The organism is Parasphingopyxis sp., from assembly GCF_052168295.1.
In the GTDB taxonomy this organism is placed as follows: domain Bacteria; phylum Pseudomonadota; class Alphaproteobacteria; order Sphingomonadales; family Sphingomonadaceae; genus Parasphingopyxis.
Window position 1 is genome coordinate 59,448 of sequence record NZ_JBQLZN010000077.1, and the last position, 26,463, is coordinate 85,910.

At 63.8% G+C, this 26,463-nt stretch carries 21 protein-coding genes; 16 read left to right on the forward strand and 5 right to left on the reverse strand.

Annotation, left to right across the window (positions count from 1 at the left end; genetic code table 11):
- The first annotated feature begins 27 nt into the window (after positions 1-27).
- Genes ACTS1Z_RS12250 through ACTS1Z_RS12260 form a run of 3 tightly spaced genes read left to right on the forward strand, consistent with a single transcriptional unit; the run spans position 28 to position 2,994 of the window.
- Positions 28-1,101, forward strand: coding sequence for a Gfo/Idh/MocA family protein (locus tag ACTS1Z_RS12250; protein WP_442624753.1), 1,074 nt, complete (start codon positions 28-30; stop codon positions 1,099-1,101).
- A gap of 4 nt (positions 1,102-1,105) precedes the next feature.
- The gene (locus tag ACTS1Z_RS12255; protein ID WP_442624754.1) at positions 1,106-2,065 is read left to right on the forward strand and encodes an aldo/keto reductase; all 960 of its coding nucleotides are present in this window, start codon (positions 1,106-1,108) and stop codon (positions 2,063-2,065) included.
- A 14-nt stretch (positions 2,066-2,079) separates the two neighbouring features.
- Entirely contained in the window at positions 2,080-2,994 is a 915-nt protein-coding gene (locus tag ACTS1Z_RS12260) for a TauD/TfdA family dioxygenase (RefSeq protein ID WP_442624755.1), read from the forward strand.
- 6 nt (positions 2,995-3,000) lie between these two features.
- On the opposite strand, the gene ACTS1Z_RS12265 is transcribed toward ACTS1Z_RS12260, so the two are convergent.
- The gene (locus ACTS1Z_RS12265; protein ID WP_442624756.1) at positions 3,001-4,707 is read right to left on the reverse strand and encodes a solute:sodium symporter family transporter; all 1,707 of its coding nucleotides are present in this window, start codon (positions 4,705-4,707) and stop codon (positions 3,001-3,003) included.
- A 214-nt stretch (positions 4,708-4,921) separates the two neighbouring features.
- On the opposite strand from ACTS1Z_RS12265, the gene ACTS1Z_RS12270 reads away from it, so the two are divergent.
- The 3 genes from ACTS1Z_RS12270 to ACTS1Z_RS12280 all read left to right on the forward strand — a co-directional run bounded on the left by ACTS1Z_RS12270 (position 4,922) and on the right by ACTS1Z_RS12280 (position 10,377).
- The gene (locus tag ACTS1Z_RS12270; protein WP_442624757.1) at positions 4,922-5,752 is read left to right on the forward strand and encodes a cyanophycinase; all 831 of its coding nucleotides are present in this window, start codon (positions 4,922-4,924) and stop codon (positions 5,750-5,752) included.
- 64 nt (positions 5,753-5,816) lie between these two features.
- Positions 5,817-8,615, forward strand: coding sequence for a cyanophycin synthetase (gene cphA, locus ACTS1Z_RS12275; RefSeq protein ID WP_442624758.1), 2,799 nt, complete (start codon positions 5,817-5,819; stop codon positions 8,613-8,615).
- On the forward strand, positions 8,605-10,377 hold the full coding sequence (locus ACTS1Z_RS12280; protein ID WP_442624759.1) for a Mur ligase family protein: 1,773 nt from the start codon (positions 8,605-8,607) through the stop codon (positions 10,375-10,377). Before cphA ends, ACTS1Z_RS12280 begins: the two co-directional genes overlap by 11 nt.
- A gap of 1 nt (position 10,378) precedes the next feature.
- Here the strand turns inward: ACTS1Z_RS12280 and ACTS1Z_RS12285 are convergent, their stop codons facing one another.
- Together ACTS1Z_RS12285 and ACTS1Z_RS12290 are read right to left on the reverse strand one after the other, a co-directional pair.
- Positions 10,379-11,278 carry an isoaspartyl peptidase/L-asparaginase family protein gene (locus ACTS1Z_RS12285; RefSeq protein ID WP_442624760.1) on the reverse strand — a complete coding sequence of 300 codons (900 nt, stop codon included), beginning with the start codon at positions 11,276-11,278 and terminating at the stop codon, positions 10,379-10,381.
- 140 nt (positions 11,279-11,418) lie between these two features.
- The gene (locus ACTS1Z_RS12290; RefSeq protein WP_442624761.1) at positions 11,419-12,096 is read right to left on the reverse strand and encodes a hypothetical protein; all 678 of its coding nucleotides are present in this window, start codon (positions 12,094-12,096) and stop codon (positions 11,419-11,421) included.
- 129 nt (positions 12,097-12,225) lie between these two features.
- Between ACTS1Z_RS12290 and ACTS1Z_RS12295 the strand changes: the two genes are divergently transcribed.
- The 7 genes from ACTS1Z_RS12295 (at position 12,226) to ACTS1Z_RS12325 (ending at position 20,878) form a co-directional block, all read left to right on the forward strand.
- Positions 12,226-12,840 carry a TetR/AcrR family transcriptional regulator gene (locus tag ACTS1Z_RS12295; RefSeq protein ID WP_442624762.1) on the forward strand — a complete coding sequence of 205 codons (615 nt, stop codon included), beginning with the start codon at positions 12,226-12,228 and terminating at the stop codon, positions 12,838-12,840.
- A gap of 410 nt (positions 12,841-13,250) precedes the next feature.
- Positions 13,251-16,175, forward strand: coding sequence for a TonB-dependent receptor domain-containing protein (locus tag ACTS1Z_RS12300; RefSeq protein WP_442624763.1), 2,925 nt, complete (start codon positions 13,251-13,253; stop codon positions 16,173-16,175).
- Positions 16,176-16,284: 109 nt separating this feature from the next.
- A complete protein-coding gene (locus tag ACTS1Z_RS12305) occupies positions 16,285-16,944 on the forward strand; it encodes a TetR/AcrR family transcriptional regulator (RefSeq protein ID WP_442624764.1) in 660 nt (219 codons plus the stop codon).
- A gap of 82 nt (positions 16,945-17,026) precedes the next feature.
- Positions 17,027-18,028, forward strand: coding sequence for a magnesium chelatase ATPase subunit I (gene bchI / locus ACTS1Z_RS12310; protein ID WP_442624765.1), 1,002 nt, complete (start codon positions 17,027-17,029; stop codon positions 18,026-18,028).
- On the forward strand, positions 18,025-19,770 hold the full coding sequence (locus ACTS1Z_RS12315) for a magnesium chelatase subunit D (protein ID WP_442624766.1): 1,746 nt from the start codon (positions 18,025-18,027) through the stop codon (positions 19,768-19,770). Before bchI ends, ACTS1Z_RS12315 begins: the two co-directional genes overlap by 4 nt.
- Positions 19,767-20,672 (forward strand): alpha/beta fold hydrolase BchO, encoded by a 906-nt coding sequence (gene bchO / locus ACTS1Z_RS12320; RefSeq protein ID WP_442624767.1) that lies wholly within the window; start codon positions 19,767-19,769, stop codon positions 20,670-20,672. The genes ACTS1Z_RS12315 and bchO overlap by 4 nt, the downstream gene beginning before the upstream one ends.
- Positions 20,673-20,677: 5 nt before the next feature.
- On the forward strand, positions 20,678-20,878 hold the full coding sequence (locus tag ACTS1Z_RS12325; protein ID WP_442624768.1) for a hypothetical protein: 201 nt from the start codon (positions 20,678-20,680) through the stop codon (positions 20,876-20,878).
- Here the strand turns inward: ACTS1Z_RS12325 and ACTS1Z_RS12330 are convergent.
- Positions 20,804-21,523, reverse strand: a complete 720-nt coding sequence (locus ACTS1Z_RS12330; RefSeq protein ID WP_442624769.1) for a hydroxyneurosporene dehydrogenase — start codon at positions 21,521-21,523, stop codon at positions 20,804-20,806. The two genes, ACTS1Z_RS12325 and ACTS1Z_RS12330, sit on opposite strands and share 75 nt — an antisense overlap.
- Before the next feature lie 119 nt (positions 21,524-21,642).
- The gene (gene crtD, locus ACTS1Z_RS12335; protein ID WP_442624770.1) at positions 21,643-23,202 is read right to left on the reverse strand and encodes a 1-hydroxycarotenoid 3,4-desaturase CrtD; all 1,560 of its coding nucleotides are present in this window, start codon (positions 23,200-23,202) and stop codon (positions 21,643-21,645) included.
- Between the two features lie 71 nt (positions 23,203-23,273).
- On the opposite strand from crtD, the gene ACTS1Z_RS12340 reads away from it, so the two are divergent.
- The 3 genes from ACTS1Z_RS12340 to ACTS1Z_RS12350 all read left to right on the forward strand — a co-directional run bounded on the left by ACTS1Z_RS12340 (position 23,274) and on the right by ACTS1Z_RS12350 (position 26,462).
- Positions 23,274-24,425, forward strand: coding sequence for a methyltransferase (locus ACTS1Z_RS12340; protein WP_442624771.1), 1,152 nt, complete (start codon positions 23,274-23,276; stop codon positions 24,423-24,425).
- Positions 24,426-24,546: 121 nt separating this feature from the next.
- Positions 24,547-25,482, forward strand: a complete 936-nt coding sequence (gene bchC / locus ACTS1Z_RS12345; protein WP_442624772.1) for a chlorophyll synthesis pathway protein BchC — start codon at positions 24,547-24,549, stop codon at positions 25,480-25,482.
- On the forward strand, positions 25,479-26,462 hold the full coding sequence (locus ACTS1Z_RS12350) for a chlorophyllide a reductase iron protein subunit X (RefSeq protein ID WP_442624773.1): 984 nt from the start codon (positions 25,479-25,481) through the stop codon (positions 26,460-26,462). Before bchC ends, ACTS1Z_RS12350 begins: the two co-directional genes overlap by 4 nt.
- The last annotated feature ends 1 nt before the right edge of the window (position 26,463 follow it).

Here is a 26,463-nt window from a genome sequence, read left to right on the forward strand (position 1 = left end):
TTTCGTGTCGCGACACACAAGCGCGGAGTGGCGGCGGAACGAACCTATGCGATCATCGGCTGCGGGATGATGGGGCGCGAGCATATGCAGAATCTCGCGCTCGTTGAAGGCGCGGCGCTTGTCGCCATCGCCGATCCCGATGCGTCGTCGCGCGAATTCGCGCAGACGCTCGCCGCATCGCTGGGGCAGGATATCGCCTGCCATGCCGAGATCGCGAAGATGCTCGCCGAAGTGCAGCCGGACGCGGTGATTATCGCCTCGCCCAATCACACGCATTTCGCCGTCGTGCAGCAGGTGATGGAGCACGGCGCGGCGATCCTGCTCGAAAAGCCGATGTGCACGACGGTTGCCGATGCCGAAACGCTGGCGGCGCTCCAGCGCGATTACGATCCGCTGTTCTGGGTCGGCCTCGAATATCGCTACATGCCGCCGGTGACGCGCTTTATCGAGCGCGTGAAGGCGGGCGGAACGGGGCCGGTCAAGATGCTCTCGATCCGCGAACACCGCTTTCCGTTCCTGCCCAAGATCGGCGACTGGAACCGGTTCAACCGCAACACCGGCGGCACCTTGGTCGAGAAATGCTGCCATTTCTTCGATCTGATGCGCCACATCCTCGGCGACGAGCCGGTGCGCGTGTTCGCAAGCGGCGCGCAGGACGTGAACCATCTCGACGAGCGCTATGACGGCGAGACGCCGGACATTCTCGACAACGCCTATGTGATTGTCGATTTCGCGCGCGGCGCGCGCGCCATACTCGATCTGTGCATGTTCGCCGAGGGTTCCGAGCAGCAGGAGGATATCTATGCGCTCGGCCCGGTGGGCAAGCTGGAGGTGAAGATCCCGGCCGCCGAAGTGACCTGGTCGCCGCGCGACCGCAGCGGGCCCGTCGTCGAGACCGTGGCGACGCCGCCCGATGCGCTGGCGGCGGGCTATCATCACGGCGCGACCTATTTTCAGCTCCGCGATTTCCACGCGGCGCTGTGCGCGGGCGAGCCGGCGACCGTCACGGCGCTAGACGGGCTGCGCTCAGTGCAAATGGGCGCAGCTGCGCAGGAGTCCATCGCCATCGGCCAGCCCGTACCTCTCGATTTCGGAGACTGAATCTATGCCGCTCGACACCATGCCGCAGATCGGCTTCGGCCTCTGGAAAGTCGCGCCGGAGGATTGCGAGGAGACGGTGCTCGAAGCGATTCGGGCGGGCTATCGCCATTTCGATTGCGCCGCCGACTATGGCAACGAAGCCGCCGTCGGGAAGGGTCTTGCGAGCGCCATCGCGCAGGGCTTGGTGACGCGCGACGATCTCTGGATCACATCGAAATTGTGGAACACTTTTCACGCGCCCGAGCATGTCGAACTGGCCTGTCGCAAATCGCTCGCCGATCTCGGACTCGACCATCTCGACCTCTATCTGATCCATTTCCCGATCGCGCTCGAGTTCGTCCCGATCGAGACGCGCTATCCGCCCGAATGGATTCACGATCCGGATGCCGACAGTCCGGCGATGCAGCGCGCCGCGGTGCCGCTGTACAAGACCTGGGGCGCGATGGAACAACTCGTCGAGAAAAGCCTCGTTCGGCAGATTGGCGTCTGCAATTACAATAGCGGCCTGGTCCACGACCTGATGAGCTATGCCCGGATCGCGCCTAGCGTGCTGCAGATCGAGGCCCATCCCTATCTGACACAGGACAAGCTCGTCCGGCTCGCTGGCGATTATGGCATTCATGTCACCGCCTTCTCGCCGCTCGGCGCTCTTTCCTATGTCGAGCTCGACATGGCCGGCGCGGGTGACAGCGTCCTCGAGGAATCCGTCGTGCGCGGGGCGGCTGAGGTGCACGAGAAAACACCCGCGCAGATCGTGCTACGCTGGGGCATCCAACGCGGCACGTCGATTATTCCCAAGACGAGCAAGCCCGAGCGGATGCGTGAAAATCTCGCCATCACGGATTTCGCGTTGAGTGAGGACGAGATGGCTGCGATCACGGCACTCAACGCCAATCGCCGCTTCAACGATCCCGGCGTGTTTACGGAAGCCGCGTTCAACAGCTTCCACCCGATCTACGATTAGCTATGGTGGTGGCCATGACCGACAGCGCTTTTCCATCCATCACTGAGGGCTCCGGTGATCTCGCTGCCCATATCGCCGCTGGGAAATCCGGAATCGATGCGCAACTGGCCGAGAGCGGTGCGATCCTGTTTCGCGGCTTCGACGTGCCCGACGCGCAGGCTTTCGATGCGGCGGTGATCGCCTATGACGAACCGAACTTTCCCTATGCGGAATCGCTCTCCAACGCGGTGCGCGTCAATGTGACCGACCGTGTCTTCACCGCGAACGAAGCGCCGCCCGAGACCAGCATCTATCTCCATCACGAGATGGCACAGACGCCCGTCTATCCGAGCAAGCTCTTCTTCTATTGCGAGATTGCACCGGGCGGCGGCGGCGCGACGCCGCTGTGCCGCTCGGATATCCTGCTAGACAAACTGGCGGCGGCCGATCCCGATCTCGTGGGCGACTTCGCCGCGATAGGCGTGCGCTACACCAATGTGATGCCGGGCGACGATGACGCCGGATCGGGGCAGGGGCGCAGCTGGCGCAGCACGCTGAGCGCCGAGGATCGCGATGCAGCCGAGGCGCGGCTGCGCGCGCTCGGCTATGATTGGGAATGGCGGGACGATGACAGCCTGCGCGCGACCACGCCGGTGCTCGACGCCGTCCGGACGCTGCCCGATGGCCGGCGGACCTTTTTCAACCAGTTGATCGCCGCGTTTCGCGGCTGGTCGGACAGCCGTAACGACCCCTCCAAGGCGATCACCTTCGGCGATGGCACGCCGATCACGTCCGCACAGATGGCCGATGCGATCGCGCTATCCGACGCGCTGACCTACGATCTCGACTGGCAGGCCGGCGATGTCGCGCTGGTCGACAATTTCCTGGTGATGCACGGCCGCCGGCCTTTCGAAGGCCAGCGCCGGGTATTGGCTTCTCTGGTAGAATAGGGCTGATCAAATAGGCCCCGCGCGTCGCGCCGCCCAGATCCACATCGTACCGTTGCCGAGCGCCAGCGTTCCAAGCAGGACCGGCAGCATCGCGGTCGCCCCCGCGCCCGATGCGAAGCCGAGCGGCGAGAAGATCAGGTAGAGCGTGACGACGCAGGAGAAGAGCGTGATCGCAAGCGGTTTCGTAAAACACCACGGCGTCATGTCGACCTGGCTGTTCGGCGTGAACGACCATGCCGCCGCGCGCGGCCGCCAGAGGCCGCAGGCCAGCATGATCGCGACTTCGATCGCGAACAGGATCGCATATTGATGTAGGAAATGCAGCGTGATCGTCTCGTCGAATACGAAGCGCAGCAGGCCATAGGCGATAACATGGAAGACGATCACCAGCTTGGCGCCGAGCGCGGGTACGCGCCGCGTGAACAGTCCGACGATCACGATGACGACGGTCGGGATATTGTAGAACCCCGTGAACATCCGGATCACCTGCCATAGCCCTTCTGCCGCAAAGTAGAGGAGCGGCGCGACGGCGAAGGAGAAGAGTGCGATGACGACGCTGGCGATCTTGGCGACGCGCACGAGTTCGCCATCGCTCGCTTTCCCGCCGCGCGCCGGCGCGTAAACGTCCAGGCTGAACAGCGTCGCGGCGCTGTTGAGAAGCGAGTTGAACGAGCTGAACACTGCGCCGAGCAGCACGGCGAGGAAAAAGCCGCTCAGATAGACGGGCAGCACGTCGCGGATCAGCCGGGGATAGGCCTGGTCGATGGACCCGAGGCCGGGGCCATAGAGATGGAAGGCGATGACGCCCGGGATCATCATCATGAACGGCACGAGCACCTTGAAGAAGCCCGAGAAGAGCACGCCCTTCTGCCCCTCGGCGAGCGAACGCGCGCCGAGCGTCCGCTGAATGACGTACTGATTGGTGCACCAGTAGAAGAGATTGGCGAAGATCATGCCGGTAAAGATCGTGCCGAAGGGCGTCGGGTCCTCCGGGCCGCCGATCGCATCGAGCTTGTCGGGGTGATCGGTAAGCAGCCGGTTCAGTCCCTCGCCGAAATCGCCGCCGCCAAGCGCGACGAGACCGAGTATTGGCACGAGCACGCCGACGATCAGCAGCCCGATCCCGTTGATCGTGTCCGACACCGCGACCGCGCGCAGACCGCCGAATACCGCATAGATTGAGCCGGTTACGCCGATCACCACCACCATCGCGACGAGCGCCGGGAAATAGTCGAGGCCGGTCAGCCGCGGCACGTCGAAAAGTTGCAGCACGGCGACCGAGCCCGAATAGAGGATCGAGGGAATCGTCACGAGGCCATAGCCGAGCATGAACAGGATGACCGACATGCGCCGGACCGTCGGGTCGAACCGGTCGTTCAGGAATTCCGGCAGCGTCGTGAACGCGCCGGCGAGATAGCGCGGCAGGAAGATCAGCGCCATCGCGATGGTCGCAACCGCGGCCGTCACCTCCCAGGCCATGCTCGACAGGTTGAAGCCATAGGCCGAGCCGTTGAGGCCGATCAGCTGCTCGGCCGAGAGATTGGTCAGCAGCAGCGACCCGACGATGAACGTCGCGCCGAGCCCCCGTCCGGCGAGGAAATAGCCGTCCTTTGTATCCGCCGTCCCGCGTGTCTTGAGCCAGCTGATCCAGCCGACGAGCGCCATGAAGAACAGGCAGCTCAGCAGCGTGAAGAGGATCGAGGCGTGCGACACTATGTTTTCCAAAACAGAATGGCCGGAACGGCCCATCTCCGCCGGGCGCGAGGACGTGTGGCCCATGCTCTCGCGAAATTCCGGCGATGCCGCAAGTTTACGGCGCCGATATTCGTCTTGTTATGCAGTCATTGCGCGCAGCCAGTTGTTGACTCGCCGCCACTTGCGATGCTGAGCAGCGCCGCAACAGGTTTTGACAGTTAGGAATATCTGAATGTGTCCAGCGCCCGTCAGCGACGGAGACCGTCGCGGCTATATAATTCCCATCGGCGGCGGCGAGGATAAAGGTCTCGAACCGGCGGTATTGAGCCGCTTTGTCGAGATTGCCGGCGGCGAAAAGGCGGAGATCGTGATCCTGCCCACCGCTTCGACGCTGGAAAGCACCGGCCCGCTCTACGAAGAACTTTTCGACGGGCTCGGCGCGGCTTCCGTTCGCTCGATGCCGATCGCCACGCGTGAGGACTGCAACGATCCTGCGCATGTCGAAAGTTGCGAACAGGCGACGGGTATCTTCATCACCGGCGGCAACCAGTTGCGGCTGTCCACCATTCTCGGCGGCACCGATGTCGCGCAGACCTTGCGGCGCGTGAATGCGCAGGGCGTGCCGATCGCCGGGACGTCGGCGGGCGCGTCGATCATGTCCGAGCATATGATCGCGGGCGGCGAGGGCGATGCTGGGCCGGCGGAAGGCGGCGCCGTGCTGGCGCCCGGGCTCGGGCTCACCAATGCGGGCGTCATCGACCAGCATTTTTCCGAACGCTATCGGCTGGGCCGGCTAATTTCGGCGATCGCGCTCAACCCGTTTCTGCTCGGCATCGGTATCGACGAGGATACGGGTGCCTTTATCGATCCCGACGGCGTGGCGGAGATCGTCGGTAGCGGGACCGTGACGATTGTTGACGGCGCGGATCTCAAATATTCATCTGCCCATGCGGCCAACCGCAAGGAAGGGCTGGGCATGCTGGGGCTCAAACTGGATATCCTGCACGAGGGTTGCCGCTACGATCTGAACGCGCGCGAGGCCTTTGCACCGGGCGAAGGATAGGGCAATCATACATAACGGTGCGTAGCGCGCTGACGGGTTAGCAAGGGGACAGACAATCAAGATATTGAGCACGAACCTGTATGTCGGCCCCAACCAATATGCGAAATTCCGCGTCATCCGGCATGTCATGGATATCGGCATTCTCGAGGAGTGGCCGTCGGTCCGGCTGGGCAAGGCTTTCATCGACGGCCTGATCGCCGCGCTGCCGGGGCTCGAGGAGCATGGCTGCTCCTATCGCACGCCCGGCGGTTTCGTTCGCCGCCTGCGCGAAGACGAGGGCACCTGGATCGCGCATATCACCGAGCATGTCGCGCTCGAGCTGCAATGCGTGGCGGGCAACGAGGTGAGTTTCGGCCGGACGCGGTCGGCGGGCGAGATCGGCCGTTACAATATGGTCTATGCCTATATTCACCGCGATGTCGGGCTGGCGGCGGGCGAGCTCGCGATCAAGCTGCTCATCCACCTGATGCCGGAAGAAGTGCAGCAACAGCTCGATTACGAACTCGATCCCGAATTCGATTGGGACGAGGAGCTGCGCAGCTTCATCAAGCACGCCCAGCGCCACGCCTTCGGGCCGAGCACGGCGTCGCTGGTCGCGGCAGCCGAGGAGCGCGACGTGCCCTGGCTGCGCCTCAATAAATACAGCCTCGTCCAGTTCGGCCACGGCAAGCACCAGCAGCGCATCCAGGCGACGATCACCAGCGAGACCAAGCATATCGCCGTCGAGATCAGCTGCGACAAGGAAGACACGCACAACCTGCTCAACGATCTCGGCCTGCCCGTGCCCAAGCAATATATGGTCTATGGCCCGCGCGAAGCCGTGCGCGCGGCGCGCAAGATCGGCTATCCGGTTGTGGTTAAGCCGCTCAACGCCAATCACGGCCGCGGTGTGTCGATCAATCTCGACAACAAACAGGACGTCGCCGCCGCCTTCGACGTGGCGCAGGAAGCGGGCACGAGCAGCGCGGTGCTCGTCGAAAGCTATATCACCGGCTTCGATCATCGCATGCTGGTGGTCGGCGACGAGCTGGTCGCGGTCGCCAAGCGCGTCCCCGGTCATGTCGTGGGCGACGGCAAGTCGACCATCGCCGAGCTGATCGACCTCGTGAACGAGGACCCACGCCGGGGCGTCGGCCACGAAAAGGTGCTCACAAAGCTGGAACTCGATCATCAGGCGCGGCGGCTGATGAAAAATGCCGGGCATTCGGAAGAAACGGTCCTGCCGGAGGGCGAGACCTTCTATCTGCGCGACACGGCCAATCTATCGACCGGCGGCACGGCGATCGACCTGACCGATGTCGTGCACCCGGACAATCGCGACATGGCGATCCGCGCGGTCCGGGCGGTCGGGCTCGATGTCGGCGGCGTCGATTTCCTTACCAACGATATCTCCAAATCCTACAAGAGTATCGGCGGGGCGATCGTCGAGGTGAATGCCGCGCCCGGCTTCCGTATGCATGTCGCGCCGAGCGAAGGCGAACCGCGCGATGTGGCGGGCAAGGTGCTCGACATGCTCTTCCCGCCGGACCGGCCGCGCCAGATCCCGATCGCGGCGATCACCGGCACTAACGGCAAGACGACCACCTCGCGTATGCTCGCCCATATCATGAAGAATGGCGGCCATACCGTCGGTCTGACGACGAGCGACGGCGTTTATGTCGACGGCAAGCAGATCATGAAGGGCGACACGACCGGGCCGCAATCGGCCCAGATGGTGCTGCGCAACCCGACCGTCGATTTCGCGGTGCTGGAGACCGCGCGCGGCGGCATCGTGCGCAGCGGACTCGGTTTCCAGAGCTGCAATGTCGGGGCATGCCTCAACGTTTCATCGGACCATCTCGGTCTGGGCGGGATCGATACGATCGAGGAACTGGCGCGGATCAAGCGGATCGTGCCCGAATCGGCGACGGACACGGTCGTGCTCAACGCCGACGACAAGAATTGCCTGCTGATGGCCGATTATTGCGACGCCGAGCATATCCTCTACGTCACGATGAACCGCGAACATGCGCTGGTGAAGCAGCATATCGATGCGCATGGCAAAGCCGTGGTGCTCGAAAAGGGCATGAACGGCGACATGATCGCCATCTACGACAATTGCACGCACCTGCCCGTCATCTGGACACATCTGATCCCCGCGACGATCGAAGGCAAGGCGATGCACAATGTGCAGAATGCGATGTTCGCGACCGCCATGGCCTATAGCTTCGGACTCGATGTCGAGCAGATCGAGCTGGCGATGAAGAGCTTCAACACCACCTTCTCGCAAGCGCCGGGGCGGATGAATGTGTTCGAGAAGCTGCCGTTCCGCGTGATCCTCGATTATGCGCATAACGCCGCGGCGTTCGAGGAGATTACCGATCTCGTCGACAAGCTCGACACGCATCACAGCAAGACGATCGTCGTCTCTTGCCCCGGCGATCGACGCGACGAGGATGTCGCCGAAGCCTGCGAGATACTGGCCGGACATTATGACCGCTATATCCTCAAGGCCGACGATAACCGGCGCGGGCGGGGCGAGACCGAGATTCCGGACATGATGAAGGCGCACCTCCTCGATCACGGCGTGGCGGAAGATGCGATCACGATCATCGCCGACGAGCAGGAAGCGGTCGCGCATGGCCTGAAGACGTCCGAAGAGGGCGATCTCCTGCTCGTGATCGGTGATAATGTGACGCGTTCCTGGAAGCAGATCGTGCGCTACGGCAAAGATGAGGAGCCGGTCGTCAAACCCAAGAAAAGCAAGAAAAAGAAGACCGCGACGGCGCCGGCCTTTGCGGACCTGATCGATTCCGAAGACCAGCTCGTCAGCGACGATCGCGGCGTCCGGCTGGCGCGCAACGAAGACGAGGATGGCGACTGAGGTGGCGGAACAGACGCGCGTCGATATCGAGACGATCGAAACCTATCTCGATATCCCGATGCCGGAATCGGACCGGCTGATCCTCGAGGAAAGCCGGCGGATCACCGGTCCGGGGATGATCTGGGACCGGCGCGGCGCATTGCTCGATATTTTGGTCGAGGATTTCGACAAGGCGGCAGTGATTGCGGCCTGGGAAGCGGACATGCAGCGCGTACTCGACGCACTCGGCTGGGCGGACAGCCGGCGCATTTCGCGCATCTTCGAAAATGGCGTGACGGTGATGATCTCCGCCCCGGCGGACCTGCTCTACAGCGCCGTGTTCGCGATCGAAACGGCCTGGCATTTCACGGCCAACGCATTGCTTGGCGAGGCGGCCGGCGATTTCGAGAGCATGATTGCCGATCTCGAAACGGTCGTCGCGATGGAACACAACCCGCCACTGATCGCGCTGGAACGGGCGGCGACGGAACGGGCTGTCGATTTCCTGAGCGACGACGATCATGTCTCGCTCGGCCATGGCAAAGGATCGGAGGTTTGGGACGTCGGCGACCTGCCCGATCCCGATTTGGTTGACTGGGAAGCGCTGCATAATCTGCCGGTCGCGCTGATTACTGGCACCAACGGCAAATCGACGAGCGTACGGCTGAGCGCGGCGATTGGCGAGGCGGCGGGGCTCGTCGCAGGGTCGACCTCGACCGATTATGTGAAGCTCGGCGACGATATTCTCGACTATGGCGATTATTCGGGGCCGGGCGGGGCGCGCATGTTGCTGCGCGACAAGCGGCTGGAGATCGCTTTTCTGGAGACCGCGCGCGGCGGTATTTTGCGGCGCGGACTGCCCCTTTTTCAGGCACGCGCCGCGCTCGTCACCAACATCGCCAACGATCATCTCGGCCAATATGGTGTGAACACGGTCAAGGCGCTGGCCCAGGCGAAATTTGCGGTCGCGCGCGCCGTGTCGAAGGACGGTGTGCTCGTGCTCAATGCCGACGATCCGCTCGTGGTCGAGAATGGCGAGAAATTCGACAAGACGAAATGCTGGTTCGCGCTCTCGCCCGACAATCCGAAGGTCGTGGCTGCCCGGGAGAAGGGTGCGCCATGCTGCTGGTATGCGGCGGACGCGATCCATTATTTCGACGGCACGGATATCGCCTTGCGGATTCCCGTCGCCGATATCCCGATCACCATGGGCGGCGCGGCGCGGTTCAACGTGCAGAATGCAATGGGCGCGATGGGCCTCGCCAAGGCGATGGGGATCGACAATGCCGCTATCGAAAAGGGCCTGACCAACTTTACGGCCTCTCCCGACGACAATCCCGGCCGGTGCAATGAATTCGACGTGAAAGGCGCGCGGCTGTTCGTCGATTTCGCACATAATCCCCATGCGATCGCGGCGATGTCGAGCCTGCTCGACAATCTCTCCGCCAACCGCAAGTTCCTGATGATCTGCCAGGCGGGCGACCGCTCGGACTCCGAAATCCGCCAACTGACGCAGGGCGCGATCGGGTTCGGCCCCGATCACGTCGTGATCGTCGAGCTGACCGAATATCTCCGCGGACGAGAGCCCGGCGAGGTGCCGGGGCTGATCGAGACCGCCTGCATCGCCAATGGCATCGCTGAGGATCGGATCAGCCATGTGGACTCATCGGCAGCCGGTGCGCGCCACATCCTCGATGCTGTCGGCGAGGGCGATGTCGGACTGCTGCTGGCGCTGGCGGATCGCGACGAAGTGTTCGATCTGATCCGCGCGGAAAAGGGTTAGGCTAACGGCAGGGTTCGAAAACGGCCGTCATCGTCGCCATGTCATCCGACACAGCTGCGCGTTTCATGCCGTCGGAGTTATAGAGCATTGCGATCTCGCCGCTGCTCGACACCGCGATAGCGCCGCCATCGCCGCCCAGACTCTCGACATCGTCCAGCATCGCCCAAAGCGCCTGTTCGAGCGTATCGCCGGCGAGCTTGAATCGGTTGGCGGCCGTCAATGCACCGCCCGCGCGGATAAAATGCTCGCCTGTGCCGGTGCAGGAGATCGCGATATCCTGATTCGCCCAAGTGCCCACCCCGATAATCGGCGTATCGCCGACCCGGCCGGCGGGCTTGCCGAGAACTCCGCCAGTCGATGTTGCCGCTGCCAGATTGCCATCGATATCGAGCGCGACGGCGCCGACGGTGCCGTGCACCATGTCGGTGACGGCGATATCGTCCGCGCTCACGCCGACCGGTAGGATGTAATAGTCGGCCGCATCATTGATCGTTTCGAAGCCCTCGTTCGCCGCAAATGCGTTCGCGCCTGCGCCCGCCAGCATCACGCTCGACGAGCGCTCCATGACTCCGCGCGCGACCGCCACGGGGCTGACGACGTCCCGGATCGCCGCGACCGCACCGGCATCGCGTGACGCGCCGTCCATGATGCTGGCGTCGAGTTCGACATCGCCGGACGTATTCGGCGCCGAACCCTTACCCGCGACATAAAGCCCGGAAACCTCCATTTCGCACACCATATGTTCGACGACGTCGAGGCTGGTCCGGCCGTCGCGCAGCATGGCCTCTCCCGCATTCGCCAGTTCCGCAAGATGCGCCTCCACGGACGCATAGTCTTCGCCGGGCTTCGCGCCGGCCCCGCCGTGCAAGGCCAGGGCAAATCTCTCAGATGCGCGCGACATAGGGGCGACTCCAGTGACGAAGCCGTTGCTATGAGAAAGCGCGCAGCACTTGTCGACCCGGGTCTATCGGCAAAAACGCCGGCTCGCGCTTCCAAGACGGCAAGCGCATCGATCGTGATGTGTGTCGATCAGGTGCGAAATCAGCGCTCGAAGTCCGGCGCGATATGCCCGTCACGGCCGTTTACGGGAACGGCGATGATGGACCGAAACGTTCCGGGAGCTTCGAAAACGATCGGGTCGCCGCTCATGAACGTGTGCCCGCCCAGCATCGCGTTCGTGTAGTAGGGCGCGTGGATCATGAGATGCGGGTGCCAATGGCCAGCATCGGGGGTGAGCCGCTGGGCAGCGGAGTACATATAGGAAAATCCGACGCGGTCCGGAAAGCGCAGCCGCCCCTCGCCATAAGCCGCCATAACTTCGGCCTTGATCGCGTCATGGCCGTTGCCCGCGAGGCCGAGCTCGGCGCGCAGAAACTGTTCCTGCATCGAGCTCGCACTGGTTATCGGATCGTAGCAGATCGGCGCGATCAGGCCGTCCCATTCGAACAGTTCGCGTTGCGTGTCGAAAATTGCGCTCCACTGGCGCAAGACCAGACAATTGAAACCATTCTGCCCTTCGACCACACGCCGATAGCCTTCCGACGTAAGCACCCAGTAGGACGCGTTGCCGGAGACCGCCTCTGGCGCCGCGCTCCTGGCGATCGCGATCTCTCGCGCTTCGGGCCAGAAATAGCCGTCGTCCGGAACCTGGCCGGCGACGGCAGTCGAGCAAAACGCGCTCGCCGCCAATGCTGGGAATCGCAGTTTTCCGAGCTTCATGACCCCATTTCCCATATCAGAATCCGTCCCTTTCGAGTTGGTAATTGGCCGCAAACGCGCTATGCGAACACAGGAGCGACCGATGAAACGGTACTGTTCCGTACCGCTTTGTCAATTAGGATCCATCATATGGGGGCGATTGCCGCAGAAACCGTCGAAGATCCGAAGCGGGAAAAGATCATCGATGCGGCCGAGCAGCTGTTCATTGCCAATGGTTTCGCGGCCACGAGCATGGAAGATGTCGCGCGCGCGGCGCGCGCATCGAAGCGCACCATCTACGCGCGTTTCCGCTCGAAGGAGGATCTGTTCGCGGCCGTCATGTTATCGGCATGCCGCGATATCGATGCGCCCGCGCTCGACATGCCGCAAGCCGATGCGTCACTGGAGGACGCGTTGCGGGCAGCCGGGCAGGCGACGCTGTTCCGCGTACTGCAGCCCCGCGGCCTAGCCGTTCTCCAGGTCGCGATTGGCGAAAAGAATACAATGCCCCAGATCATGAAAATCTATTGGGAGAACGGCCCCGGCTACGCGGAGGCCTATGTCAGGGACGCGATCGGCAAGTTCCGGAAGCGCAGGAAATCGGTATCGGCGAAGCAGGCCGCTTTGCGTTTCATGAACATGATATTCGGGCCGTTTCTTTACGGCGCGCTCTTCGCCGACACGAAATTGCCGAGTCGGAAAAAGATGAACGAAGAGCTGGATACAACGATTGCGCAGTTCATCAGCTGGCTGTCGACAGACTAGTATAGCCGGTTATCGGCGCAACCGGCGCAGCGCCGCATCGCAACACCTCGCAATTCGCAAATCGCTAACTACCGGCCTTTTGCCCAGCGCTGAATCGCCGTTCGGGAGTCTATTCCACCGCCAAGGATCCGCGAGCTCGGCTGTGGCAGTTTTGTCACGCCTCGCCCTCATTTCTGAAATCTGGACCGGAAACAGATTGAGCCGCCCGGAAATATCTGCATGTAGGCGCTAATAGTACGGTACCGTACCGTACCAATTAGCTCCGAGCGCGGTGCGGCGGAGCGATGCAGCCGAGCGGATACGCCGCGAAAGCGTCGGAGAAGGCTGGATCAAGGGGTTCTGGGGCAACCCGCGCGGCGATCGCTTTCGAATCGCAACCGGGCGCTCCGCAATGAGGAAGGTAGAATTTGATGACTTACAGGGATTTTCGAGTTTCGACAGATGCGCGGCGGCGGGTGATCGGCGGCTTGCTCGCCGGGACGGCAATGGTGTCGACGCCTGCGTTCGCGCAAGATAGCAACGAACTTGCCTCAGCCAGTGTGTCGAGCCAACCGGCGATTGTCGTCACCGGCACGCGTATCACCAATCCGAACCTCGAACAGTCGAGCCCGATCCAGGTCGTCGGCCAAGACGAGATCGACTATCGGCAGGCGACCAACGCCGAAGAGCTGATCGGCGATCTCCCGGGCATTTCGCCGGGCGTAAATAACTCGGTCAATAATGGTTCGGGTGGCGTTTCGACGCTGAACCTGCGCAACTTGGGTTCGACGCGCAGCCTCATCCTGCTCGATGGCACGCGACTGGTCCCCGCTACGCTGTTCAGCGAAACCGATCTCAACATCATCCCGGTCTCGATCATCGAGCGAGTGGAAGTCGTCACTGGTGGCGCCTCCTCGGTCTATGGCGCGGACGCCATCGCGGGCGTCGCGAACTTCGTTCTGCGGAGCGATTTCGAAGGCCTCGAAGCGACGGTCACTTCGGGCATTACCGAGCGCGGTGACGGTGAGCGCTTCCGAGCCGACCTGACGCTGGGCGCCAATTTCGACGACGGCCGGGGCAATGCGGTTCTGAACATCGGCTACCAGGAGGTTGACGACGTTATCCAGTCGGCGCGTCAGATTTCGCAGGTGGCGCTTTCGACCCGAAACACGCCGGTCGGTTCTGGTACGTCCGTGCCGACGCGCATTTCGAGTAATGTTCTGGGCGGCGGATCGGAAAACCAGATCAATGCGGATGGTACTGCGCTGGTTCCCACCTACAACACGTTCAACTTCAACCCGTTCAACTTCTTCCAGACGCCGCTCGAGCGCTACAACATCTTCGGCATGGCGAGCTATGAAGTGACGCCGGGAATCGAAGTTTATTCGCGCGCGATGTTCACGAAAACCACGGTCGGGCTGTCGCTCGCTCCGTCGGGCCTGTTCGGCGATACTTGGCAGTTCCCGCTCAACAACCCGTTCATCAACGAGACGATCCGCCAGCAGATCTGCGCATCGCCGACTGTCGCTATCGACGCGGCGACCTGCACCGCCGCCGGCGCTGCGGCAGATCCGACCGACCCCAATTATCTGGAGGTTCCCGTGACCATCTTCCGCCGCCTGGTCGAGCAGGGCCCGCGCCGGAGTGAAATCATCACCAACCAGTTCCAGATTTGGGCCGGCGTGCGCGGCGGACTGACCGATTCGATCAGTTACGATGTGTTTGCGGCATACGGCGAATCGGATCTGTCCTTTACGCGGCGCGGCTGGGGTCTCAAGTCTCGCGTGCAGCAGGCCCTGCGTGCGCAGGACACCACGACGTGTGTCGACGCGTCGAACGGCTGCTTCCCGATCAACCTGTTCGGTGGCGGGGTCGGTGCCAATATCGATCCAAGATCAGTGGCTTTCTTCGATCAGCCGGCTGCGTACAACGACAAAACGTCGCTGACCCAGGTCAACGCGTCGATCTTCGGCGATTTGGGAGAAAGCGGATTATTCACGCAGACGCCCATCGGTTTTGCTGCCGGCGTGGAATATCGGGACTATGGCGCGAGCCGTGTCGCTGACGTGTCCGCGGGGACTCAGGACGAAGTTCTCGGGACCGGCGCTCCGTCGCCGACCTTCAGCGGCGGCTATGACGTAATCGAAGGTTTTGCCGAGCTGATCGTGCCGATCCTCGAAGACGTTCCGGGCTTCTACAGCCTTACCGCGGAAGGCGGTATCCGCGTGTCGGACTATTCCAATACCGGTACGTCGGTTACGTGGAAAGCAGGCGGTAGCTGGGAACCGTTTCAAGGCTTCCGTTTCCGCGGCGTCTACCAGCGCTCGGTGCGCTCGCCGAACATTGGCGAACTGTTCTTGCCGGTCACGACAGGTTTGACCGCACTCGAATTCGATCCGTGCCAAGGCACCAACCCGGTAGGCAACGCGACCCTGACTGCGATCTGCATCGCACAGGGCGCTCCTTCCGCCCTTATCGGTGTGATCGCTCCGCCCTCAGCGTCCCAGATCAACCAGACGTCGGGCGGCAACCCTAATCTCGATGTCGAGACGGCCGACTCGCTCACTCTCGGTGTGATTATCACGCCGCCTCAGGTGCCGGGGCTAGCCGTTACGGTCGACTATTTCGATATCGACGTCACCGATGCGATTACGATCCCGACCTCGGGCGATGTCGTCGAACCGTGCTTCGGTCCGAACAACGACGGGAACGGTGTCAACCCGGCCGCCTGCAACCTGATCGTCCGAAATCCGCTGAACGGATCGTTGAACGGCGGTGGCGATACGCCGGGCCTGCTACTCCAGGTTTCCAACCAGGGGGTCATTGAAACGCGCGGTGTGGACTTCCGTGTCAATTACACTCTGCCGGTCAGCTTCGGTTCGGTGAATTGGGATCTGTCCGGTACTTGGACGGATACCTTCCTGTTCCAAGCCAACCCGACAGCGATCGTCCGCGAGTGTGTCGGATTCTACAGCGAAAACTGCGAACCCATCATCCCCGAATGGACATTCAACCTGCGCACGACGGTTAGTATCGACGATCTCGTCGATATATCGCTGCTGTGGCGCTGGATCGACGCTGTCGATGTCGAGCCGATCAGTTCGGCAGGCGCGAATCCGGCAACGTTCGAAGAGTTTCGGTCGATCGATGCTGCAAATTATTTCGATCTCTCGATCCGGTCGAATGTGAGCGACAATTTCGACGTGACTCTGTCGGTGTTCAACCTGTTCGACCGTGATCCGCCAAATGTGAGCCAGTTCATCGGTTCAAGCACATACAACTCGGGCAACACCTATCCGACGACCTATGACACGCTTGGCCGTAGTTACTCCGTCACCGGTCGCTTGCGCTTCTAGTTTGGAACGTTTGGTCACGTTCCAGCCCTGGGCGGGGGTGGTAGTTGGAAGTCCCACCCCCGCCATTCTTTTCCGGCGGTAAAGCCGGCCAGTTCCGATGAGGAGCGGCATGCTCGATATCGAACCTCAGAAACGCGAGCGAGACGTGGCCGCCGCGCAGCTGGATTGGCGGGAGCGCCGGCGGACGATCGTCGGCAAGGTCGTCGATCTCTACCTCGCAAAGCCGTGGCCGAATATCAGTATCGAAGCTGTCGCCGAGCATGCGGGCATGTCTTTCTGGCAGGCCTATTATGCGTTCGACGGGCAGGAGGACGTCTACCGCGCAGTGGTTGGCCGCCTTATAGCCGGCGTTGAGAAGACAATCCGGACGGCGCCGTCAGACACGGATACGGTGCGCGGTACAATTGCCGATTATATCGACTGGGCCGCGAAACTCTTCCTGCGTGCGGACTATCGCAACCTGGTTTTCCTCGAGATGCGCGACGGGCCGTCCGAACCATGGCTGGTCATGAACATCGATTCCAAAATCCGCCGACCCCTGCGCACCAGTCTCGAGCGGCGGATAATCGCCGCCGGCGAGCGGCATGGTCTTTCGCTCGTCTGCGAGAGCGCCGCGATAACGCGATCGCTGACCGTCCTCGAAGCGAATACGGCGCTCGTCGGCCTTCTCGCACACGGGTGCGTCGAAGACCGGGCGATCGAGGCTGAGAAACGCAAAGCGGTGACCGAGATCTGGCGCGCTACGCGATCGGCCGAAAGCGTATTCTAGCCGGCACGATGCCATAGCCTGCGTGACGCGCATGCAAACTGCGCCGATTTGCCGGATGCGGCGAAGCTGTTACAGCATTGGCATGGCACAATTTCCTTTTTCCGCGATCGTCGGTCAGGATGAGATGAAGCGGGCGCTGCTCATCGCCGCAGTCGATCCGCGGATCGGCGGCGTGATGGTGTTCGGCGACCGGGGCACCGGCAAATCGACAGCGGCACGCGCATTGTCCACCCTGCTGCCGCCGATGCGGATCGTCGAAGGCAGCCGTTTCAACTGCGACCCCGAGCATCGCGAAGACTATCCCGAAGAGCTGAAGAGCAAGCGCGTTCGCCGTGTGCCGGTGCCCTTCGTCGACCTGCCGCTCGGCGCGACGGAGGACCGCGTGGTCGGCGCGCTCGATCTGGAGCGCGCGCTCGGAAAAGGCGAAAAGGCGTTCGAGCCGGGCCTGCTCGCCCGCGCGCATCGCGGGTTCCTCTATATCGACGAGATCAACCTGCTCGAGGACCATCTCGTCGATCTGCTGCTCGATGTCGCGGCATCGGGCGAAAATCTGGTGGAGCGCGAGGGACTCTCGGTGCGCCACCCCGCGCGCTTCGTGCTGATCGGGAGCGGCAATCCGGAAGAGGGCGAATTGAGGCCGCAGCTGCTCGATCGCTTCGGCCTTTCGGTCGAGGTGAAGACGCCGACCGATATCGAACAGCGGATGGAGATCATGCGCCGCTGCAACGCGCAGGAACGCGATGCGCAGGGTTTTGCCGAAGAATGGCAGAAGGAAGACGGGAAGATATTGCGTCAGATCGCGCGCGGGCAAAAGGCCGTCGACAAGATGGCCGTGCCTGATGCCGTGCTGAGCGACGCGGCGGAACTGTGCGTGGCGGTCGGCGCGGACGGCTTGCGCGGCGAGCTGACCCTGATGCGCGCGTCCAAGGCGTTGGCTGCGCTCGAAGGCAAGCGCAAGGTTACGCGCGCGCATCTGATCGCGGTCGCGCCGATGGCGCTGCGCCACAGGCTGCGCCGCGACGTGCTCGACGAAACCGGATCGACGGCGCGGATCGAACGTGCGATCACCGAGCTGTTCGGATGAACGGGCAGCCGCCGGACCCGCTTTCGGATGCGGTCATGGCGGCCCAGCTTTTCGCGCTCGACCCGCTGGGTCTGGGCGGGATTTGCCTGCGCGGCGCGGGCCCGGTTCGCGATGCGCTGCTCGAACGGATCAAGGCGGACCTGCCGCCCGATATGCCGGTGCGCCGGATGCCCGGCGCGATCACGGACGACCGACTGCTCGGCGGTCTCGACATTTCGGCGAGCCTGTGCGCCGGCAAGGCGGTGCTGCAGACAGGCCTGCTTGCCGAGACCGATGGCGGCGTCATCATCGCACCGATGGCGGAGCGGCTGTCGGAAACAATCGCGGGACGTATCGGTCAGGCGCTCGATTGGCAGGCCGTGCAGGTCGAGCGCGACGGCATAGCGGCCGAGCTGCAGGCAACCATCGGCGTCGTCCTGCTCGACGATGGGCTGACCGATGAGGAACGCCCGCCAGCGGCCCTGACCGAGCGCCTCGCTTTTCATTGCGATCTGACCGGCATCGCGACGCTCGATTTCCCGGATATTGCCGCTGACGACAGCATCTCTCCAACGGAGGTCGCCGAACCCGACGAGGCGATGCTGAAGGCGCTGGCGGCGACAGCGCTGGCGCTGGGCGTCCGGTCGGTCCGGCCGTTGCTGTTTGCGATGCGCGCCGCGCGTGCCAGCGCTGCTCTTGCCGGTCGCAATGCGGTCGCGGAAAGCGACCTCGCCATGGCCGCACGGCTTGTGCTCGCGCCTCGCGCCACGCAACTCCCCGCAGAGGAGACTACGGACGCCGAACCGGACGACATGCCGCCACCCGAACCGGACGATGCTGGCGATAGCGATGATGCAGACGCCGCCGATGCGCCGCCGCTGGAGGACATGATCCTCGCTGCGGTCGCCGCGTGCGTACCCGAAGATATGCTCAGCCGTATCGGCGATGGCGTGCACCGTGGTGCATCGCAGGGCGGCGGTGCAGGCAAACGTCACAAGTCAAAACTGCGCGGACGGCCGCTCGGCGCCCGCCCCGGCATCCCGCGCGGCGGTGCGCGGCTGGCGTTGATCGACACGCTGCGCGCGGCCGCCCCCTGGCAGACGCTGCGCCGTGAGGAGGAGGGTGAGGACGCCGAACGCAAGATTCGCATCCGCCGTCCGGACCTGCGCGTACGCCGCTTCGAGGAACGCGCCGGTACGGTCACCATTTTCGTCGTCGATGCGTCGGGATCGTCGGCGCTGGCCCGGCTTGCCGAGGCGAAGGGCGCGATCGAACTTATGCTCGCCCAGGCCTATGTGAAACGCGCGGAGGTCGCGCTGATCGCCTTTCGCGGCGAGGGTGCGGAACTGTTGCTGCCGCCGACCCGCTCGCTTACCCGCGCGCGCCGCGTGCTGGCCGAACTGCCCGGTGGGGGCGGTACGCCGCTTGCTGCCGGTCTCGAAGCGGCGCAGGCGCTCGGCGAGCAGGCTGTGTCGCACGGCCGGACGCCGTTTCTCGTGGTGCTGACCGACGGCAAGGCCAATGTGGCGCGTGACGGATCGCCGGGCCGGAAACAGGCGAAGGCGGATAGCGAGACGGCCGCGCACCGGATCGCCGCGACCGGCATTGCCGGAGTCGTCGTCGACATCTCCCCGCGCGCCCAGGGCGAGGCTCAGACCCTGGCAGCGGCCATGCGCGCCGAATATCTGCCACTGCCTCACGCGGATGCGGCGACGCTGCACCGCGCGGTAGATGCCGTGCAGCAACAAACGGTTGCCGCATGACGACATCGCCGCGCTGGGAGGCCGACGGACGGGACTGGCCCAACCGCGCGGCCAGCGGTTTCGTCGAGACCGAGCGATTGCGCTGGCATGTGCAGGCGATGGGCGAGGGACCGGCTCTGCTGCTCCTTCACGGCACGGGTGCGGGCACCCACAGCTGGCGCGCCCTGATGCCGGCGCTGGCCGAGCATTTCTCGGTCATCGCGCCCGACCTGCCTGGTCACGCATTTACCTGCGGTCGGCCGCGGGGCGGTCTGTCGCTTCCGACGATGGCCAGCGCCGTAACTGAGCTGATCGATACGCTGGACCGCCGACCGGCGATTATCGTCGGCCATTCCGCAGGCGCGGCGATCGCCGTGCAGATGAATCTGGCCGGTGCAATCCGCGCGCCGGTCGTCGGTTTCAATCCCGCACTGCTGCCATTTCCGGGATTGGCCGCGCGCCTCTTTCCGGCAATGGCGAAGATGCTCTTCGTCAATCCGCTCGCGCCGCGCATCTTTGCGCGCGTCGCGCGTGGATCGGGGGAAGTGGAGCGTTTCCTGATCCGGTCGACTGGTTCGCGCATCGATGCGGCGGGCGTCGATGGCTATGCGCGGCTGCTCGGCACATCGGGGCATGTCGCCGGCGCGATCGGCATGATGGCGAACTGGGATCTGGAAGCGCTCAAGCGCAAGCTGCCCGATCTCGAGACGCCGATCCTGCTGGTGCATGGCGAGGCCGATACGGCGGTCCCGGAATCCGCGGTGCGCAACGCGGCGGCCATCATTCCCGATGCCGAGATGCAGATGCTGGAGGGCCTCGGCCATCTCGCGCATGAAGAGGTGCCAGATCGAGCCGCTGCCATCATTCGGCGCTTCGCCGCGGATCATGCTATACTCGCCTCTGCTGACATCGGAGCGGAGTGAGCCCCATGGAGAATTTCGGCTGGATCGAGATCGCCTTCACCTACACGGTCGTGCTGGGCATCGCCTTTTGGCAGCTCTGGTCGGTCAATCGCGAAATCCGCAAGGACAAGGAGAAAGCGGCGCGCGAAGAGTCAGAGGCTGCGCCGGGGCATCTTGTAGGGGAGCATCCACTGGACGATGGGCGAACGGAACCGGTCGAGCGATAGGCTTTCCTGCACCGCCGTAACCGGTTCGCCGTAGAGCCGCGTCGCCAGTGTGGAGCGCGCGTAGAAGGGCGAATCCTCCCAGGTCTTGATAACACCGGCATGGCCGCGATCCGCGCGGCTCTTGCGCTCCATCTGCCACCATGTGTTGGGCAACGGCGCGACCATCGGCAGCTCCGCGTCGTGAGGTGTCCCGTCCGCGTCGAAGCGCAGCGCGCTGGCGAAGGTCGATCCGTCCCGGCGGCGGCCCTCATACATGACGGCGACTTCCCGGCCGAGATGCGCGCGCGACCAGTGCCAGTCGCGAAACCCGTCCTCGAGCGATTCCTTGCCGCGATTGGAATCGAGATAGCCGCTGCCGCGCCAGCTGATCCCGGGCCGCTCCATCTCCACCTCGATCTGGGCGCGCGGCGCGATGGCGTGCCAGATATGCGTGCCCATCGGGTCGAGCGCGAAGGCGGTCGCGTTCAGCATTTCGGGATAGACTTTGACCTGACCGCAGACCCGCCGCCGCCACGGTATGCCGAGCCGGACGTCGCGCTCCTCGATATCGATGACGAGCGCATCGCCGGTCCAGCGCATCGCGCTGGCGCCGATCGAGAGATCGTCGGCGCTCGTTTCGACATTGCCGCGCGGGCGCTCGGTCATCGTCCAGCGCGCGCGCGGGCCGTAGAGCGCGACATTCAGGCAGCCATGGTCGCAAGGATCGCCGCGGCCGCTGCGCTTGTAATAGGGCGAGAAGACGCTCCCGACGAAGCCGATAATGGTCAGCCCGTACTGGCCGTCGTCGCTGATGGCATCGACATACCACCAGCCATAGCCTTGAGGGGGGACGGGGCGGTCGAAGCGCGGTCTTGCATCAGTGTCTCGGCCGCCAGCCGCCCGGACAAGGCCGCCATCGGCACGCCCGCCCCCGGATGGGTGCTTCCCCCGGCGCAATAGAGCCCATGGATCCGTGTCCGGGCGCTCTGGCGGAGGAAGGAGGCCGCCCATCCGTGCGAGGCCTGTCCATAAAGGGCTCCACCCGTCGACGGAAACAGCGTTTCGAATTCGTTGGGCGTCGCCAGATGATGCGGCATCGGCTGTTCCAGCTCCAGCCCGCACCGGGCCAGGCTCTCGATCATGTGCATGCTGCATCGCTCTCTCTCCATTTCGGTATAGTCGTGACTGTCGCCATTGGCGGGTGCGTTGACGATGATCTGCAATCGCTCGCGGCCATCGGCGGTAGCGTCCTCGCTCGCGTCGCGATTCTGCGCGCAGACATAGACGCTGGGATCGCGCGGCGGGCCGCCCCGGCCGATATCGCGAAATTCCTGTGTGTAGTCGGGCGAGAAAAAGACGTTGTGGCGGACCAGCGGGAAGCCGCTCGTCTGCGCATGGGCGAGCCAGGTGAAGGCGGAGAGCGAACGGCGGCGGTGCGGGGTAGCGCGCACGGCCTTGCGCGAGGTCTCCCCGAACCGGCCATCGGCGATCGCGGCGGGGTCGGCATTGGCGATCACTGTATCGACCGGGATAATCTCTCCATCGGCGAGTTTCACGCCTGCCGTTTTGCCGTTTTCGATGACGATCTCGTTTACACCGGCAGCGTAGCGGAACAGCGCGCCATTCTTCTCCGCGACGTTCGCAAGTGCCTGAGATAGAGCGCTTATTCCACCTTCGATCAGCCACACGCCCTGTTGCTCCACATGCGCAATAAGCATCAGCGTCGCCGGCGTCTGGAAGGGCGAGGAGCCGCAATAGGTCGAGTAGCGGCCGAACAGTTGCTGGAGGCGCGGGTCGTGGAAATGCTCGCCCAGCACCTGCCACAGGCTCTCATAGGGCCGGAGCGCTATCAGCGCGCCGATCCGCCACAGTCCGATCCGCTGCATGAGGCCCGGTGGCCAGGTCTTGCTCGCGCGCAGGAAATTCTCGTCGAGCAGATCGAAGATCCGCTTCGCCTCGGCGCTGAACGACCGGAAACTGCGCGCGGCCCGCGCGCCCGCGAAGTCGCCGATCGCCGCTTCGCTCTCTGCCGGATCGGCGAACAGGTCGAGCCGCTCGTCCGGGCTCCAAGCATGGCGCGCGAGGATGTCGGCGCGGTGCATCGTCACATGGTCGTCGAGGTTCGCGCCCGCCGAGTCGAAAATTTCCTCGAACACGTCGCGCAGCGTGAACACGGTCGGCCCGCCATCGATTTCGACGCCGTCGACGGGCACGCGGCGAACCTTCCCGCCGGGCGTTTTCTCTTTCTCTATCACGGTGACGGCATGCCCGCACGCGGCCAGCAATGCGGCACTCACAAGGCCGCCGATGCCCGCGCCGATAATCGCTACCCGTGTCTCCGGCAAACTCGTCTCCATCGATGCCGCGCGGCATGTTGATTGACGCGGACATAGCATCTGTCCAATCATTTGGACATATGGCAACGCCAGACCCTCCTGCCGTTCCGGCCGCTCCGCGCGGCTGGCGCGCCCGCTGGACGGCCTGGCGGAACCGGATCCTCTCGAGCCCCGCCTTCCAGAAACGCGCCGCCGCCTTTCCGCTGAGTCGCCCGATCGCGCGCCGCCGCGCCGCCCGGCTCTTCGATCTCGTCGCCGGTTTCGCCTATTCGCAAACGCTTTACGCGTTCGTCGAAAGCGGACTGCTGGACTGGCTCGCCGAAGCGCCGCGCCGGCAATCGGACATCGCCGCCCATATCGATCTTTCCGCCGGCGCGACGCATCGCCTGCTGCGCGCGGCCGAAGCGCTCTGGCTTGCCGAGCAGTTGGACGGCGACTGGTGGACGCTGGGCGGCGAGGGCGCGGCGCTGTCCGGCAATCCGGGGGCTGTCGCGATGATCCGGCACCATCATCTGCTCTATGCCGATCTCGCCGATCCGCTGGCGCTGCTCCGAAAGGATCGGGACGAGGAGGGCGCGCTCTCGCGCTATTGGGCCTATGCCGATTCGGTGGACGCCGCGGCCGAGGGCCAAGCCGCCGTATCGCCCTATTCGCAGCTCATGGCCGCGTCCCAGCCGATGGTCGCCGAGCAGGTCGTCTCGGCCTATCGCTTCTCGCGGCACGATCGGCTGCTCGATATCGGTGGCGGCGCCGGGGCCTTCCTCGAAGCGGTCGGACTGGCGACGCCCGAAATCGCGCTCGGTCTGTTTGACCTGCCGGCGGTGACGGAGCTTGCGCAAACGCGACTCGAAACCGCCGGGCTCAGCCCGCGCGTCACCATCCATCCCGGCGATTTTCGCCGCGACGCGATCCCCGATGGCTATGACATCGTCACGCTCGTGCGCATCCTCCACGATCATGACGACGATGTGGTCGCGGGCCTGCTCGCATCGGTCCGCTCCGCGCTGCCGCCTGATGGCACGCTGCTGATCGCCGAACCGATGGCCGGCACGCGGGGTGCCGAGGCCATGGGAGACGCCTATTTCGGCCTCTATCTCTGGGCGATGCGATCGGGCCGCCCACGACATCCCGAAGAGATCGGCGCGCTGCTCGCCGATGCCGGGTTTTCGCGCTGGCGTCTGGTGCGGACGCACCAGCCCCTGATCGCGCGCATCATCGTCGCCTCATCCTGACATTCTATCTGTAAGGTTTGATTGACAATTGGAACTGTCAAGCTAATGTGACAGTCGAGTAAGCGTATCGATTGAACGCATGGCTGGTGGCGCGGCCCAAGAATAAGGGGTGAGAGGTCGTATGGACGCATTGGCGGTCATACTCGAGGCGCCGAAAAGGCTCTCCCTCCGTTCGCTCGCGCTGGAACCAATCGGCCCCTCCGATGTCCTTGTCGAAATCCAGTGGAGCGGTGTCAGCACCGGCACCGAAAAGCTCTTATGGACGGGCGAGATGCCCGCATTTCCGGGCATGGGCTATCCGCTTGTGCCCGGCTATGAATCGGTCGGCCGGGTGGTCGATGCGGGCGCCGATGCCACATCGCGAATCGGCGAATGGGTCTTCGTGCCCGGCGCCAGTTGCTACAAGGATGCGCGCGGACTGTTCGGCGGCTCGGCGAGCCGGGTAATCGTTCCGGCTGCGCGTGCGCTGCCCGTTTCCGAGTCGCTCGGACGCGACGGTGTGCTGTTCGCGCTCGCCGCCACGGCGCTCCATTCGATGCAGGGCGGAGACCCGCCCGACCTGATCGTCGGGCACGGCGTTCTCGGCCGGCTGCTGGCGCGGATGACGCTTGCATCGGGCGCGCCCGCGCCGATGGTCTGGGACATCAATCCCGACCGGCGGGATGGGGCGCGCGGCTATTCCGTGATCCATCCCGACGATGACGAGCGTTCCGACTATCGCGCGATCTACGATGTCAGCGGCCATGGCGCCGGTCTCGACGGCCTCGTCGCCCGCCTGGCGAAGGGTGGGGAAATCGTGCTCGCCGGATTCTACGACACGCCATTGTCCTTCACCTTCCCGCCGGCCTTTCAGCGCGAGGCGCGGTTCCGGATCGCGGCCGAATGGGGTCCGGACGATCTCGCCGCGACGCGCGCGATGATCGAATCGCAAGCGCTCGCGCTCGACGGCCTTATTTCGAACGTCCGGCCCGCGAACGAAGCCGCCGAAGCCTATCCGGCGGCGTTCGAGGACCCGGACTGCCTCAAAATGGTTTTGGATTGGAGTGAATGCGCATGAGCATGCTCGACACGGAAGCCCTACGCGACGAAGCCGCGATCGAGCCGGATCCCGTGCACACGGGTGAGATTACCAAGGAAACGCAGATCATTGCGATCTACGGCAAGGGCGGTTCGGGCAAGAGCTTCGCGCTCTCTAACCTCAGCTACATGATGGCGCAGCAGGGCAAGCGTGTGCTGCTGATCGGCTGCGATCCCAAGTCCGACACGACCAGCCTGTTGTTCGGCGGCAAGAGCTGCCCGACGATCATCGAGACTTCGGCCAAGAAGAAGCTCGCCGGCGAGGAAGTGACGATCGAAGATGTCTGTTTCCAACGCGACGGCGTCTTCGCAATGGAGCTGGGCGGTCCCGAGGTCGGGCGCGGCTGCGGCGGGCGCGGCATCATCCACGGTTTCGAGCTGATGGAGAAATTGGGCTTCCACGAATGGGGCTTCGATTATGTCCTGCTCGATTTCCTCGGCGACGTGGTGTGCGGCGGGTTCGGCCTGCCGATCGCGCGCGACATGTGCCAGAAGGTGATCGTCGTCGGCTCGAACGATCTCCAGTCGCTCTATGTCGCCAACAATGTCTGCAAGGCGGTCGAATATTTCCGCAAGATGGGCGGCAATGTCGGCGTCGCGGGCATGATCGTGAACAAGGATGACGGGACGGGCGAGGCGCAGGCTTTCGCCGATGCCGTCGATATTCCGGTGCTGACGGCGATTCCTGCCGACGAGGACATCCGGCGCAAGTCCGCCAACTACCAGATTATCGGCAAGCCCGGTGGCGAATGGAGCAGCCTGTTCGAGGAACTCGCGACCAATGTCGCCAAGGCGCCGCCGCAACAGCCGGCCCCGCTCGACCAGGATGGCCTGCTCGACCTTTTCAGCCCCGAAGATACCGGCGGCGATATCCAGCTCGTGCCGGCGACCCAGGCCGATATGCGCGGCGGCAGTTACGAAGAGAAACCGTCGCTCGAGGTGATCTATGACGAGGTGTAGC